The organism is Pseudoxanthomonas sp. LjRoot125 (genome assembly GCF_964252705.1).
Taxonomy (GTDB): domain Bacteria; phylum Pseudomonadota; class Gammaproteobacteria; order Xanthomonadales; family Xanthomonadaceae; genus Pseudoxanthomonas_A.
Window position 1 is genome coordinate 1,810,134 of record NZ_CAXUOY020000001.1, and the last position, 14,981, is coordinate 1,825,114.

Here is a 14,981-nt window from a genome sequence, read left to right on the forward strand (position 1 = left end):
CCCCATGGCTGAGCAAGCTGCAAACTTCACCGACCAGTTGCGCGCGCGCTTCGCCGACGCGACGGTCAGCGTCGCCGAGCCGCGCGGCGAAGTCACCCTGGAAGTGCCGTCGGCATCGTGGCACGCCGTCGCGCTCGCGTTGCGCGACGAATTCGGCTTCGAGCAGGCCGTCGACGTCAGCGGCGTGGACTACCTGGGTTACGGCAGTGCCGAGTGGGATACCGCGGACGTGTCGTCCGAAGGCTTCAGCCGCGGCGTCGAAGGCTTCGGCCCGGGTCGCTTCAGCTGGGAACAGCGTCCGCGCGACGCCGCCCGGCCGAACCGTTTCGCCGTGGTCCTGCACCTGCTGTCGTACCAGCACAACCGTCGCGTGCGCGTGCGCTGCTTCGCGCCCGACGACGGCCTGCCGGTGGTGGCATCGGTGTCCGATGTATGGCCGGGCCTGAACTGGTTCGAGCGCGAAGCGTTCGACCTGTACGGCATCATCTTCGAAGGCCATCCGGACCTGCGCCGCATCCTGACCGACTACGGTTTCGTCGGTCATCCGTTCCGCAAGGACTTCCCGCTGATCGGCAACGTCGAAGTGCGTTACGACGAAGAGAAGAAGCGCGTGGTGTACGAGCCGGTCACCTCGGTCGAACCGCGCGTCGGCGTGCCGCGCGTGATCCGCGACGATGCGCGCTACCAGACCGCCGCCGGCGAAGCCGCGGCGCGTGAGGGCAAGGCATGAGCAATCCGCAATCCGGCACCGCGTTCGCTAGCAATCCTGCCGAAGCCAAGCAGGAAATCCGCAACTACACGTTGAACTTCGGCCCCCAGCATCCGGCCGCGCACGGCGTGCTGCGCCTGATCCTGGAAATGGACGGCGAGACGATCGTCCGTGCCGATCCGCACGTCGGCCTGCTGCACCGGGGTACCGAGAAGCTGGCCGAATCCAAGCCGTTCAACCAGTCGATCGGCTACATGGATCGCCTGGATTACGTGTCGATGATGTGCAACGAGCACGCCTACGTGCGCGCCATCGAGACCCTGATGGGCATCGAGGCGCCGGAGCGTGCGCAGTACATCCGCACGATGTTCGACGAGATCACCCGCATCCTGAACCACCTGATGTGGATCGGTTCCAACGCGCTCGACCTCGGCGCGATGGCGGTCATGCTGTACGCGTTCCGCGAACGCGAAGAGCTGATGGATTGCTACGAAGCGGTCAGCGGTGCGCGCATGCACGCGGCGTACTACCGTCCCGGCGGCGTCTACCGCGACCTGCCGGACCGCATGCCGAAGTACAAGGAATCGCCGTGGCGCAAGGGCAAGTCCCTGGCCCACTTCAACCAGGCGCGCGAGGGTTCGCTGCTCGACTTCCTGGAAGACTTCACCAACGAGTTCCCCAAGCGCGTCGACGAGTACGAGACGCTGCTGACCGACAACCGCATCTGGAAGCAGCGCACCGTCGGCATCGGCGTGGTCTCGCCGGAACAGGCGCGCGCGCTGGGCATGACCGGCGCGATGCTGCGCGGTTCGGGCATCGCGTGGGACCTGCGCAAGAAGCAGCCGTACGCGAAGTACGACGTGGTCGATTTCGACATCCCCGTCGGCGTCAATGGCGACTGCTACGACCGCTACCTGGTCCGCGTCGCCGAAATGCGCCAGTCCAACCGCATCATCCAGCAGTGCGTGAAGTGGCTGAAGGCCAACCCCGGCCCGGTCATGGTGCAGAACTTCAAGGTCGCTCCGCCCTCGCGCGAGGAAATGAAGGACGACATGGAAGCGCTGATCCACCACTTCAAGCTCTTCAGCGAAGGCTACTGCGTGCCGGCCGGCGAAACCTATGCCGCGGTCGAGGCGCCGAAAGGCGAGTTCGGCTGCTACCTGGTGTCCGACGGCGCCAACAAGCCGTTCCGCGTGAAGCTTCGCGCACCGGGCTTCGCGCACCTGTCCTCGATGGACGAAATCGTGCGCGGCCACATGCTCCCCGACGTCGTCGCGATGATCGGTACCTATGATCTTGTCTTTGGTGAGGTGGACCGATGAGGGCCACGGGTAATTTCGAAGCGGCGCAGAACGTCGATCCGCTGGTGGCGTTGAGCGACGAGACGCGCGCGCACATCGATCATTGGCTGACCAAGTTCCCGCCGGACCGCAAGCGCTCCGCGGTGCTGCAGGGCCTGCACGCCGCGCAGGAACAGAACGAGGGCTGGCTGACCGACGAGCTGATCGCCGCCGTCGCCAAGTATCTCGACCTGCCGCCGGTGTGGGCCTACGAGGTCGCCAGTTTCTACTCGATGTTCGAGACCGAGAAAGTCGGCCGCAACAACGTGGCTTTCTGCACCAACATCAGCTGCTGGCTCAATGGCGCCCAGGACCTGGTCGCGCATGCCGAGAAGAAGCTGGGCTGCAAGCTCGGCGAATCCACCGCCGACGGCCGCGTGTACCTGAAGCGCGAAGAAGAGTGCGTGGCCGCGTGCTGCGGCGCGCCGGTGGTCGTGATCAACGGCCACTACCACGAGAATCTCACGCCGGCGAAGGTCGACGAGCTGCTGGACGGGCTGGAGTAAGCGCATGGCAGGCCATTCCCACTATTCCGAAGGCTACGGCCCGGTCGGTCCTGCTCCGAAGGAGCACCAGGCCGTCTACACCACGCTGCATTTCGACAAGCCGTGGTCGTACGAGAACTACCTGAAGACCGGCGGCTACGCCGCGCTGCGCAAGATCATCGAAGAGAAGATCCCGCCGGCCGACGTCGTCGAGATGGTCAAGCAGTCCGGCCTGCGCGGCCGTGGCGGCGCGGGCTTCCCCACCGGCCTGAAGTGGAGCTTCATGCCCAAGGGCGACATGCAGAAGTACATCCTCTGCAATTCGGACGAATCCGAGCCGGGCACCGCCAAGGATCGCGACATCCTGCGCTATAACCCGCATGCGGTGATCGAGGGCATGGCGATCGCCTGCTACGCCACCGGCTCGACCGTGGGCTACAACTACCTGCGCGGCGAATTCCACCACGAGCCCTTCGAGCATCTGGAAGAAGCGACCGCTGAAGCCTACAAACACGGTTGGCTGGGCAAGAACATCTTCGGCTCCGGCGTGGACATCGACCTGTACAACGCGCTCGGCGCGGGCGCCTACATCTGCGGCGAAGAAACCGCGCTGATGGAGTCGCTGGAAGGCAAGAAGGGCCAGCCGCGCTTCAAGCCGCCGTTCCCGGCCAACTTCGGCCTGTACGGCAAGCCGACCACGATCAACAACACCGAGACCTATGCGTCGGTGCCGGCGATCGTGCGCAATGGCGCCGAGTGGTTCATGAGCCTCGGCAAGCCGAACAACGGCGGCTGCAAGATCTTCTCGGTCTCCGGCCACGTCGCACGTCCGGGCAACCATGAGATCCGCCTGGGCACCTCGTTCGCCGACCTGCTGGAGCTTTGCGGCGGCATGCGCGAAGGCCGCAAGCTCAAGGCGGTCATTCCGGGCGGCTCCTCGATGCCGGTGCTGCCGGGCGAGGTGATGATGGGCCTGACGATGGACTACGACAGCATCCAGAAGGCTGGTTCCGGCCTGGGTTCGGGTGCCGTGGTCGTGATGGACGACACCACCTGCATGGTGCGTGCGTGCCAGCGCATCGCGCGCTTCTACTTCAAGGAAAGCTGCGGCCAGTGCACGCCGTGCCGTGAAGGCACCGGCTGGATGTACCGCATGCTGACCCGCGTGGCCGAGCACAAGGCCACGATCGAGGACCTGCAGACGCTGCGCGCGGCCGCGGGTCAGATCGAAGGCCACACCATCTGCGCGTTCGGCGAAGCCGCCGCGTGGCCGGTGCAGGGCATGCTGCGCCATTTCTGGCACGAATTCGAATACGCGATCGTCAACAAGCGTTTCCTCGTCGATGACGAGCGGGACGGCAAGGTGGTCCGTTCCAACCTGGAGGTGGCCGCGTGAGTGCGCAGCCCGTGAATCCCAACCTGCCGCCCGACCACGTCACCGTCTTCATCGACGGGCAGGAGTTGGCCGCGCCCAAGGGTTCGATGATCATCCAGGCGGCCGACAAGGCCGGCATCCCGATCCCGCGCTTCTGCTACCACGAGAAGCTGCCGATCGCGGCCAACTGCCGCATGTGCCTGGTGGAAGTCGAGAAGATGCCGAAGCCGGCACCGGCCTGCGCCACGCCGGTGATGGATGGCATGAAGATCGCCACGCGCAGCGACAAGGCGTTGAAGTCGCAGCGCAACGTGATGGAATTCCTGCTGATCAACCACCCGCTGGACTGCCCGATCTGCGACCAGGGTGGCGAATGCGAGTTGCAGGACCTGTCGCTGGGCTACGGCCGTTCGGTCAGCCGCTTCCAGGAGCGCAAGCGCGTGGTGCCGGACGAGGACATCGGTCCGCTGGTCGCCACCGAGATGACCCGCTGCATCCAGTGCACGCGCTGCGTGCGTTTCACCGCGGACGTCGCCGGCACGTATGAGCTGGGTGGCATGTATCGCGGCGAGAACCTGCAGATCGGCACCTACGACGGCAAGCCGCTGACCACCGAGATTTCCGGCAACGTCATCGACGTCTGCCCGGTGGGCGCGCTGACCAACAAGGTGTTCCAGTTCCGCGCCCGCCCGTGGGAACTGATCGCGCGCGAATCCATCGGCTTCCACGACGCGATGGGCTCCAACGTGTTCCACCACGCCCGCCGTGGCCAGGTGCTGCGCACGGTGCCGCGCGAGAACGAGGCGGTCAACGAATGCTGGTTGTCCGATCGCGACCGCTATTCGCACCAGGGCCTGTACGCCGAGGACCGCGCGGTGAAGCCGCTGCAGAAGGTCAACGGCGAGTGGCGAGACGTCTCCTGGGCCGAAGGCCTGTCCGCCGCCGCCGAGATCCTGCGCGCGAACCGCGGCGACAGCCTTGGCGTGCTGGTGCACCCGGCGGTGTCGAACGAGGAGGGTGGCCTGCTGGCGAAGCTTGCCGAAGGCCTCGGTACCGGCAACCTGGACCACCGCATCAACAACCGCGACTTCTCCGACGGCGCCGTCGCCGAGCCGTTCACGCTGCCGCTGGCGGAGATCGAGCAGGCCGACGTCATCGTGCTGTTCGGCACCAACGTGCGCCACGAATTGCCGCTGCTGCACCAGCGCATCCGCAAGGCCGTCCGCAAGGGCGCCAAGGTGCACGTGGTCAATCCGGTCGACTTCGATTTCGCCTTCAGCGTGGCCGGCAAGCAGATCGTCGCGCCGTCGCAGCTGGGCGGCGCCCTCAATGACGCCGCGTTGCGTGAGGTCGCGAAGAGCGCCAACCGCGCTGTCGTGCTGGTCGGCGGGATCGTGGAGAATCATCCGCAGGCCGCTGCGCTGCGTGCCGCCGCTGGCGAGTTCGCCGGCGCGACGGGCGCCTCGCTGTGCCGCATCCCGCAGGGCGCCAATGCCGTCGGCCTGGCGCGCCAGGGCGTGCTGCCGAGCGCTCGCGACGTCGCCGGCATGTTCGCCGAGCCGCGCAACGCCTACGTCATCTACGGCATCGAACCGGGCCTGGATTTCGCCGATACGCCGGCGGCTACCAAGGCGCTGGTTTCGTCGAAGGTCGTGGCGTTCAGCCACTTCGCCTGCAAGTCCACGCGCGACGTGGCCGACGTGATCTTGCCGATCGGCGCACTGCCGGAAATCGAGGCAACGCTGACCAATCTCGATGGCAAGAACCAGCATACGCAGGCCTCCGGCAAGCTGCCGGGCGAAGCACGCGAGGGCTGGAAGGTCCTGCGTGCCCTGGGTGGCGAGCTGCAGTTGGCCGGTTTCGAGTTTGCCGACGCCGCGGGCATGCGCGACGCGATTGCGCATCCGAAGACGGTCTCCATCGCCAAGTCCGCGGCGCCCGCGGCGCAAGGGCAGGGCCTGGAGCTCGCGGTCAGCGCCGCGATCTATCGCACGGACGGCACCGTCCGCCGCGCCGAAGCGCTGCAGGCGCATCCGCTGAATGTCGGCGCGCGCATCGTGCTCAACCCGGCCGATGCGCAGGCCGCCGGCGTGGCCGATGGCCAGGTCGCGAAGGTCGGCAACGGGATCGGTACCGCGGCGCTGCCGGTGGTGGTCGATGCCCGCGTCGCGGCGGGTGCGGCCTGGATCGAAAGTGGCTACGGCGCCACGGCCCCCCTGGGTGCCGGACGCGTGACGGTGGTGAGCGCATGAACGAACTGTTGATCAACGCCGTCGGCCCCCTGCGCGAGTGGTTCTTCGGGCTGGGCGACATCGGCACGGTGCTGTGGATCGTGCTGAAGATCCTGGTGGTCGCCATGCCGGTCATCATCTCGGTCGCGTTCTACGTGGTCTGGGAACGCAAGCTGATCGGCTGGATGCACGTGCGCCACGGGCCGATGTACGTGGGCATGGGCATCTTCCAGGCCTTCGCCGACGTCTTCAAACTGCTGTTCAAGGAAATCATCCAGCCCAGCAGCGCGCAGAAGGCGATGTACGTGATCGCGCCGCTGATCGTGCTCGCACCGGCGTTCGCCGCGTGGGCGGTGGTGCCGTTCGACTACCAGCTGGTGCTGTCCAACGCCAATGCCGGCCTGCTGTACCTGCTGGCGATGACCTCGTTGGGCGTGTACGGCATCATCATCGCCGGCTGGGCGTCCAACTCGAAGTACGCGTTCCTGGGCGCGATGCGCTCCGCAGCGCAGGTCGTCAGCTACGAGATCGCGATGGGCTTCGCGCTGGTGGGCGTGCTGATCGCCGCTGGCAGCCTGAACCTGACCGACATCGTGATGGCGCAGGCGGGCGATTCCGGCTTCTTCGAGTGGTTCTGGCTGCCGCTGTTCCCGCTCTTCATCGTCTACTGGGTGTCCGGTGTCGCCGAAACCAACCGTTCGCCGTTCGACGTGGTGGAAGGCGAATCGGAGATCGTGGCCGGCCACATGGTGGAGTACTCGGGTGCGGCGTTCGCGCTGTTCTTCCTGGCCGAATACGCCAACATGATCCTGGTCAGCTTCCTGGTGTCGCTGTTCTTCCTCGGCGGCTGGCTCAGTCCGCTGCAGGGCTGGATCACGGCCGACGTGTCGCCGTGGATCAACTGGATCTGGACCGGCGGTTGGCCGTGGCTGCTGCTGAAAGTCCTGTTCTTCGCCAGCGCCTACATCTGGTTCCGTGCCAGCTTCCCGCGTTACCGCTACGACCAGATCATGCGCCTGGGCTGGAAGGTGTTCATCCCGCTCACGATCTTCTGGATCGCGGTGACGGCGTTGCTGGTGTTCTTCGGCGTGTTCGAGAAGGGTGTGTAAGACATGAGCAAGGTTGTGCACTACTTCAAGAGCCTGATGCTGCTGGAGCTGCTCCAGGGCCTGTGGCTGACGCTGAAGTACACCTTCAAGCCGAAGTACACGCTGATGTACCCGATGGAGAAGTTCCCGCAGTCGCCGCGCTTCCGCGGCCTGCACGCGCTGCGCCGCTATCCGAACGGCGAAGAACGCTGCATCGCCTGCAAACTGTGCGAAGCGGTGTGTCCTGCGCTGGCGATCACCATCGATTCGGCCCCGCGCGAGGACGGCACGCGCCGCACCACGCGCTACGACATCGATCTGTTCAAGTGCATCTACTGCGGCTTCTGCGAAGAGAGCTGCCCGGTGGACTCGATCGTGGAAACGCACGTGCTGGAGTACCACTTCGACAAGCGCGGGCAGAACATCGTCACCAAGCCGCAGCTGCTGGCGATCGGAGACCGGCTGGAAGCCGAGATCGCCGAGCGCCGCGCCGCCGACGCCGCCTTCCGTTGAGGTCCGAAGCATGGATTGGGTCCTGATCAGTTTCTACGCCTTCGCCACCGTCGCGGTCATCGCCGCCGGCGCGGTGATCAGCGTGCGCAACCCGGTGCATGCCGTGCTGTGCCTCATCCTGACGTTCTTCTCGGTGGCCTGCACTTGGCTGCTGGTAGGCGCCGAGTTCCTCGGCGTCGCCCTGATCCTCGTCTACGTGGGTGCGGTGATGGTGCTGTTCCTGTTCGTGGTGATGATGCTCGACATCGACATCGTGAAGATCCGCGAGGGCTGGGTGAAGTTCCTGCCCATCGGCCTGCTGGTGGCGGTGGTGATGCTGGGCCAGATGCTGGTGCTGATCGGTATCAAGGCGCGCACCGCCACGCCGTTCCCGGACAACGCCGCCTCCGCTGCCGCCGACGTCTCGAACACGGCATGGTTGGCGCGCTCGCTGTTCACCGAGTTCCTGCTGCCGTTCGAATTCGCCGCCGTCATCCTGACCGTGGCCGTTGTGGCCGCCGTCATGCTGACGCTGCGCAAGCGCACGGGCAACAAGACGCAGGACCCGGCGGAGCAGTCGCGGGTCAAGGCCAGCGACCGCATCCGCATGGTGTCGATGCCGGCCGAGAAGCCGGTGCGCGAAGTGCCGGCCAGCGCGCCGGTGGAAGGGGAGGGCAAGGCATGATTTCCGTAGGCCACTTGCTGGCGCTGGGTGCGGTGCTGTTCTGCATCAGCCTGGCCGGCATCTTCCTCAACCGGAAGAACGTCATCGTCCTGCTGATGTCGATCGAGCTGATGCTGCTGTCGGTCAACATCAACTTCGTCGCCTTCTCGCGCGAACTGGGCGACGCCGCCGGACAGATCTTCGTGTTCTTCATCCTCACCGTGGCCGCGGCCGAGGCCGCCATCGGCCTGGCGATCCTGGTCACCCTGTTCCGCACCCGGCGCACGATCAACGTGGCCGAAGTCGATACGCTCAAAGGCTGATGCACCGATGACCGGTATGGAAGTCCTCCTCTCCAAGAACGTGCTGCTGGCCATCGTGCTGGCGCCGCTGCTGGGCTCGATCATCGCTGGCCTGTTCGGTCGGCTGGTCGGTCGCGCGGGCGCGCACACGGCCACCATCCTGGGTGTGGCGGTCAGCTGCGCGCTGTCCTGCTGGGTGCTATATCAGCTGGTCGCGCAGGGCGCGTCGCCGTTCAACGAGAACCTGTACACGTTCTTCGAAGTCGGCAACTACACCGGCCATGTCGGCTTCATGATCGACAAACTGACCGCGATGATGATGGTCGTGGTGACCTTCGTGTCGCTGCTGGTCCACGTCTACACGATCGGCTACATGGCCGAGGATCCGGGTTACCAGCGCTTCTTCAGCTACATCTCGCTGTTCACTTTCAGCATGCTGATGCTGGTGATGAGCAACAACTTCCTTCAGCTGTTCTTCGGCTGGGAAGCCGTGGGCCTGGTGTCCTACCTGCTGATCGGCTTCTGGTTCAAGCGTCCCACGGCGATCTTCGCCAACATGAAGGCGTTCCTGGTCAACCGTGTCGGTGACTTCGGTTTCCTGCTGGGCATCGGCTGCGTGCTGCTGATGTTCGGCACGCTGGACTACGCCACCGTGTTCGCCAATGCGCCCATGTTGGCGGGCAAAGTGGCCCCGGTTTGGTCCGGCGCGGTCACGATGTTCGGCCACACCACGCAGATCCTCGACCAGCCGGTCGTCTGGTCGATGGCCACGTTGACCTGCATCTGTCTGTTCATCGGTGCGATGGGCAAGTCGGCCCAGGTGCCGCTGCACGTGTGGCTGCCGGATTCGATGGAAGGCCCGACGCCGATCTCCGCGCTGATCCACGCCGCGACGATGGTGACCGCCGGCATCTTCATGGTGGCGCGCATGTCGCCGCTGTTCGAGCTGTCGCAGACCGCGTTGGATTTCGTGCTGTTCATCGGCGCGACTACGGCGCTGTTCACCGGTTTGATCGGCATCGTGCAGAACGACATCAAGCGCGTGGTGGCGTATTCCACGCTGTCGCAGTTGGGCTACATGACGGTCGCGCTGGGCGTGTCGGCTTATTCGGCGGCCGTGTTCCACCTGATGACGCACGCCTTCTTCAAGGCGCTGCTGTTCCTGGCGGCCGGCTCGGTCATCATCGGCATGCACCACGAGCAGGACATGCGGAAGATGGGCGGCCTGCGCAAGTACATGCCCATCACCTGGATCACCAGCCTGATCGGCACGCTCGCCCTGGTCGGTACGCCGTTCTTCTCGGGTTTCTATTCGAAGGACACCATCATCGAGGCCGCCAAGCACCACCAGCACGTGGCGCACGAGTTCGGCGGGCAGATCGCGGAGATGGGCATGATGGCGCCGCAAGACGTGCACGGCCCGAGCGTCTGGATCGCCAACTATGGTTATTGGGCGGTGCTGCTCGGCGTGTTCGTCACCAGCTTCTACAGCTTCCGGCTGCTTTACCTGACTTTCCATGGCAAGGAACGGTTCCGCGACGCGCACGACGATCATGCCCACGGGCACGATGCGCATGACGATCACGCGCACGACGACCATGCCAACGACGATCACGGACATGGCCATCACGGCGCGCACGAGCCGCACGAGTCCCCGTGGGTGGTCACCTTGCCGTTGGTGCTGCTGGCGATTCCGTCCATCGTGATCGGTTTCTTCACCATCGGTCCGATGCTGTTCGGTACCGATTGGGCGGGCCACCATGAGGCGACCCCGTTCTTCCTGGGTGCGATCGATTTCATCACCCCCAGTTCGGACACGGTGGCGGCATTGAAGGGCGAGTTCTGGCACGGCCCGGTGAAGTACGCGATCCACGGCATGCAGATGCCGCCGTTCTGGCTGGCGCTGGGCGGCTTCGCACTGGCGACGTTCCTGTACCTGTTCAAGCCCGAGCTGCCCGGCAAGATCCGCAGCAGTGCGGTCGGCGCCTTCCTGACCAACATCCTGGACAAGAAGTACTGGGCCGACCACCTGTGGATCAACGGTTTCGCCGGTGGTGGCGTGAAGCTGGGCCAGGCCTCGCGTGCGATCGACAGCCATGTCATCGACGGCGCGGCGGTCAACGGCACGGCGAAGCTGGTGGACCTGGGAGCGCAGCTGCTGCGCAAGACCCAGTCCGGCTACCTGTACCACTATGCGTTCGCGATGATCATCGGCCTGATCCTGCTGCTGGGCGCGGTCATCAAGTTTTGGCAGTAACGACCTGACGTAGCCGCTCGCGGAACGTCCTGGCGAAGAACTCAACGGATATCACAACGTGTCGAACTGGCCCCTGCTTAGTGTTCTGATCTGGCTGCCCATCCTGGGCGGCGCGCTGGTGCTCGCGCTCGGCAATGCCCGCGCGAACGCAGCCCGATGGCTGAGCTTCGCGGTGGCGGTGCTGACCTTCGTGTTCAGCCTGGGCCTGCTGAGCGGCTTCGACTACGCCAACCCGGGCCTGCAGTTCGTCGAAAGCCACGCGTGGATCCCGAGTTTCGACATCCACTACAACCTGGGTGCCGACGGCATCGCCGTCGCCCTGTTGCTGCTCAACACGCTGATCACCGTGCTGACGCTGGCGGGTGCGTGGGGTTCGGTGAACAAGCGCGTGGCCCAGTACGTGGCTGCGTTCCTGATCCTCGAAGGCCTGACCAACGGCATCTTCGCGTCCAGCGACGCGGTGCTGTTCTACGTGTTCTTCGAGGCGATGCTGATCCCGATGTTCCTCATCATCGGTGTCTGGGGCGGTCCGCGCCGCATCTACGCGTCGTTGAAGTTCTTCCTGTACACGTTCCTCGGCTCGGTGCTGATGCTGGTCGGCTTGGTGTACCTGTACGTCAAGGGAGGCAGCTTCCAGCTGGCCGACCTGTACGCGATGCCGCTGTCCGCGAAGGAGCAGACCTGGCTGTTCTTTGCCTTCCTGATCGCGTTCGCGGTGAAGATCCCGATGTTCCCGGTGCACACGTGGCTTCCCGATGCGCACGTGGAAGCGCCGACCGCGGGCTCGGTGATCCTGGCAGCGATCGCGCTGAAGATCGGCGGTTACGGCCTGCTGCGCTTCAGCCTGCCGATCGTGCCGGATGCCGGTCACGAGTGGTCCACTTTCGTCATCGTGCTGTCGCTGATCGCGGTGGTCTACGTGGGCCTGGTGGCGCTGGTGCAGGACGACATGAAGAAGCTGATCGCTTATTCGTCGGTCTCGCACATGGGCTTCGTCACCCTGGGCATTTTCATCGCGTTCACCCTGGTGCGCGATTACGGCAACCTGGACGGCGCGCGACTGGGCCTGCAGGGCGCGATGGTGCAGATGATCAGCCACGGTTTCATCTCGGGCGCGATGTTCACCTGCGTGGGCGTGCTGTACGACCGCATGCACACGCGCATGATCAAAGACTACGGCGGCGTCATCAACACGATGCCGTGGTTCGGTGCATTCTTCATCCTGTTCGGCATGGCCAACTCGGGTCTGCCGGGTACCAGCGGGTTCGTCGGCGAGTTCATGGTGATCCTGGCGAGCTTCCAGCAGCACCCGTTGATCGCCTTCTTCGCCGCCGCCACGCTCGTGATCGGCGCCGCTTACACGCTGTGGCTGGTGAAGCGCGTGATCCTCGGCGACGTGGCCAATGCCCACGTGGCCGAACTGAAGGACGTCTCCTTGCGCGAGGCGGTGGTGCTGGGTGGTTTCGCACTGTGCGTGCTGGCGCTGGGCGTATACCCCAAGCCGCTGACCGACCTGATGGAGCCGTCGATCGCGCAACTGGCGATGCAGCTCGCCAACAGCAAGCTGTAAGGAAGAACCATGACGACGCCGATGCCCATCTCCGCCGCCGACCTGCAGCCGCTGCTGCCCGAGTTGACCCTCATCGCCGGCGCGTTCGCGCTGCTGATGCTGGACCTGTTCCTGGATGCTTCCCGCCGCGTGGTCACCCACGCCCTGGCGCTGGCCGTGATGGTCGCCGTGGTGTGGATGCTGGCCACGGGTGTGGGCGGGCAGGGCAGTGTGTTCAGCGGCATGTTCGTGCGCGACACCCTGGCCGATGTCAGCAAGGTCGTGATCGTCGCGGTCAGCGCGCTGTCGCTGGTCTACGGCTGGCCCTACCTGCGCGAGCGCAACCTGTATCCGGGCGAAGCGCCCGTGCTGGTGATGTTCGCCACGGCCGGCATGATGATGATGGTGTCCGCGGGCAGCCTGGTGATGATGTACCTGGGCCTGGAACTGCTGGCGCTCTGCTCCTACGCCCTGGTCGCGTTGAACCGCGACGACGGGCTGTCGACCGAAGCGGCGATGAAGTACATCGTCCTCGGTTCGCTCGCATCGGGCCTGCTGCTCTACGGCATGTCGCTGGTGTACGGTGCCACCGCTTCGCTGCACCTGCCCGCGATCTTCCAGGCCACGGGCGATGCGCTCGCCGGCGGCGGAGACCAGCGCCTGTTGTTGCTTACGGGCGTGGTGTTCATGGTGGCCGGCGTGGCGTTCAAGCTGGGTGCGGCGCCGTTCCATATGTGGCTTCCTGACGTTTACCAGGGTGCACCGACGCCAGTGACGCTGTTCATCAGCGCGGCGCCCAAGCTCGCGGCCTTCGGCATGGCGTTCCGCCTGCTGCAGGACGGCGTGGGCCCCGCGGCCGCCCAGTGGCAATGGTTGCTCGCTGGCCTTGCCGCGGCATCGCTGGTGATCGGCAACGTCATCGCCATCGCGCAGACCAACCTCAAGCGCATGCTGGCGTACTCCACGGTATCGCACGTGGGCTTCCTGCTCGTCGGCTTCGCCGGTGGTGGCGAAGTCGGCTACTCGGCGGCCCTGTTCTACGCGATCAGCTACGCCATCATGTCGGCCGCCGCTTTCGGCGCCATCATCGTGCTGTCGCGCCAGGGTTTCGAAGCCGACAAGATCGATGATTTCAAGGGCCTGAACGCCCGCAACCCCTGGCAGGCCGGCCTGGTGCTCTGCGTGATGGCGTCGTTGGCAGGCATTCCGCCGTTCCTGGGCTTCTGGGCGAAGCTGGTGGTGCTGGGTGCCGCACTGAATGGCGGTTTCCTGTGGCTGGCGATCCTGGGCGTGCTGTGCGCGGTGATCGGTGCGTTCTACTACCTGCGTGTGATCAAGGTGATGTACTTCGACGAACCCGTGGGCGAGTTGCCGCCGCCGCGTGCGGACCGTGTAGTGCCGCTGGTGTTTGGCGTCAACGCGCTGGCCCTGCTGGCCTTGGGCATTGCCTGGAACCCGATCATGGCGTGGTGCAAGCTGGCGTTCGCCGGCTGAGGGGCGCAAGCCCTTGATTGCTGCCGGTGGCGTTCCACCGGCGACGCGCGATGAACGCGTTGTTTCAATTTGGTGCATGGCAAGGCTTGCAATGCACCGCCGTATTCATCATAATTTCGCTTCTGCTGCGGGGTGGAGCAGTCTGGCAGCTCGTCGGGCTCATAACCCGAAGGTCGCAGGTTCAAATCCTGCCCCCGCTACCAAGTTTTCCGGTTCATCGGTCGGTGTCGCCGACTCGATGTCCGGGCAACTCGGGCACGCAACGACGCATGTTCCCGTCGTTGCACCGACATCCAGCGTTATCGGACAAGGGGCCCGTAGGGCCCCTTGTCGTTTCTGGCGTCATCCGATCCGCATCCACGACACCACGGCACAGACCACGTGAGCGAGAAGGCCAACCACATCGTCGAACTGCTCGCCCCGACCGTCCAGGCGCTGGGGCTCGAGTTGCTCGGCATCGAGTACCTGCCGGCCCCCGGCGGCGCGACGCTGCGCCTGTACATCGACGTGCAGGAAGCCGAGCGCGCCACCCGCCACGTCAACATCGAGGACTGCGAAGCCGTCAGCCGCGAGGTTTCCGCGCAACTGGACGTCGAAGACCCGATCACCGGCAATTACACGCTGGAAGTGTCCTCGCCCGGCGTGGACCGCCCGCTGTTCAGCCTGGCCCAGTACGTCCGCTTCGTCGGCGACTCGGCCAAGGTGGTCATGAAGCTCCCGCAGGATGGCCGTCGCCGGCTGCAGGGCGTGATCAGCCGCATCGAAGGTGGCGACATCGTGTTCACCGTCGACGGCACCGAGCTGAAAGTCGCCTTCGACAACATCGACAAGGGTCGCCTGGTTCCCGACTGGGCGGCTCTGGGCCTGGCGCCCGAGAAACCCGGTGGTGCCCGCAAGGCTCCCGCCAAGGCTGGCGACGCCAAGCGTGCGCCGGCCAAGAAAGCCAAGAAAAAACCCAACCAACCGGCGGCCCGCAAGCCGCGCGCGGAGTGATC

Annotated in this window: 13 protein-coding genes and 1 tRNA gene; all 14 read left to right on the forward strand. The window is 65.2% G+C overall.

Going from position 1 to position 14,981, the window contains the following annotated elements; genetic code table 11:
- Positions 1–4 precede the first annotated feature (4 nt).
- The 14 genes from ACSION_RS08350 (at position 5) to rimP (ending at position 14,979) form a co-directional block, all read left to right on the forward strand.
- Positions 5–730: an NADH-quinone oxidoreductase subunit C gene (locus tag ACSION_RS08350; protein WP_056881210.1), complete on the forward strand. Its 726-nt coding sequence runs from the start codon at positions 5–7 to the stop codon at positions 728–730.
- Positions 727–2,031, forward strand: coding sequence for an NADH-quinone oxidoreductase subunit D (locus ACSION_RS08355; protein WP_435305604.1), 1,305 nt, complete (start codon positions 727–729; stop codon positions 2,029–2,031). Before ACSION_RS08350 ends, ACSION_RS08355 begins: the two co-directional genes overlap by 4 nt.
- Positions 2,028–2,555: an NADH-quinone oxidoreductase subunit NuoE gene (gene nuoE / locus ACSION_RS08360; protein ID WP_056881212.1), complete on the forward strand. Its 528-nt coding sequence runs from the start codon at positions 2,028–2,030 to the stop codon at positions 2,553–2,555. The genes ACSION_RS08355 and nuoE overlap by 4 nt, the downstream gene beginning before the upstream one ends.
- Before the next feature lie 4 nt (positions 2,556–2,559).
- A complete protein-coding gene (gene nuoF / locus ACSION_RS08365; RefSeq protein ID WP_435305605.1) occupies positions 2,560–3,930 on the forward strand; it encodes an NADH-quinone oxidoreductase subunit NuoF in 1,371 nt (456 codons plus the stop codon).
- Complete coding sequence (gene nuoG / locus ACSION_RS08370) at positions 3,927–6,161, forward strand: NADH-quinone oxidoreductase subunit NuoG (RefSeq protein ID WP_435305606.1); 2,235 nt, start codon at positions 3,927–3,929, stop codon at positions 6,159–6,161. Before nuoF ends, nuoG begins: the two co-directional genes overlap by 4 nt.
- Positions 6,158–7,249, forward strand: coding sequence for an NADH-quinone oxidoreductase subunit NuoH (nuoH, locus tag ACSION_RS08375; protein WP_435305607.1), 1,092 nt, complete (start codon positions 6,158–6,160; stop codon positions 7,247–7,249). Before nuoG ends, nuoH begins: the two co-directional genes overlap by 4 nt.
- Positions 7,250–7,252: 3 nt before the next feature.
- Positions 7,253–7,741, forward strand: coding sequence for an NADH-quinone oxidoreductase subunit NuoI (gene nuoI, locus ACSION_RS08380; RefSeq protein ID WP_162108528.1), 489 nt, complete (start codon positions 7,253–7,255; stop codon positions 7,739–7,741).
- A gap of 10 nt (positions 7,742–7,751) precedes the next feature.
- Positions 7,752–8,405: an NADH-quinone oxidoreductase subunit J gene (locus tag ACSION_RS08385; RefSeq protein WP_093490627.1), complete on the forward strand. Its 654-nt coding sequence runs from the start codon at positions 7,752–7,754 to the stop codon at positions 8,403–8,405.
- Complete coding sequence (gene nuoK, locus ACSION_RS08390; RefSeq protein WP_056881218.1) at positions 8,402–8,707, forward strand: NADH-quinone oxidoreductase subunit NuoK; 306 nt, start codon at positions 8,402–8,404, stop codon at positions 8,705–8,707. The genes ACSION_RS08385 and nuoK overlap by 4 nt, the downstream gene beginning before the upstream one ends.
- Positions 8,708–8,723: 16 nt before the next feature.
- Positions 8,724–10,943 carry an NADH-quinone oxidoreductase subunit L gene (gene nuoL, locus ACSION_RS08395; RefSeq protein ID WP_435305608.1) on the forward strand — a complete coding sequence of 740 codons (2,220 nt, stop codon included), beginning with the start codon at positions 8,724–8,726 and terminating at the stop codon, positions 10,941–10,943.
- Positions 10,944–11,001: 58 nt separating this feature from the next.
- Positions 11,002–12,513, forward strand: coding sequence for an NADH-quinone oxidoreductase subunit M (locus ACSION_RS08400; RefSeq protein WP_093490629.1), 1,512 nt, complete (start codon positions 11,002–11,004; stop codon positions 12,511–12,513).
- A gap of 9 nt (positions 12,514–12,522) precedes the next feature.
- Positions 12,523–13,986: an NADH-quinone oxidoreductase subunit NuoN gene (gene nuoN / locus ACSION_RS08405; RefSeq protein ID WP_435305609.1), complete on the forward strand. Its 1,464-nt coding sequence runs from the start codon at positions 12,523–12,525 to the stop codon at positions 13,984–13,986.
- Positions 13,987–14,112: 126 nt separating this feature from the next.
- Positions 14,113–14,189, forward strand: a tRNA-Met gene (locus tag ACSION_RS08410).
- Positions 14,190–14,367: 178 nt separating this feature from the next.
- A complete protein-coding gene (rimP, locus tag ACSION_RS08415) occupies positions 14,368–14,979 on the forward strand; it encodes a ribosome maturation factor RimP (protein WP_435305610.1) in 612 nt (203 codons plus the stop codon).
- Positions 14,980–14,981 lie beyond the last annotated feature (2 nt).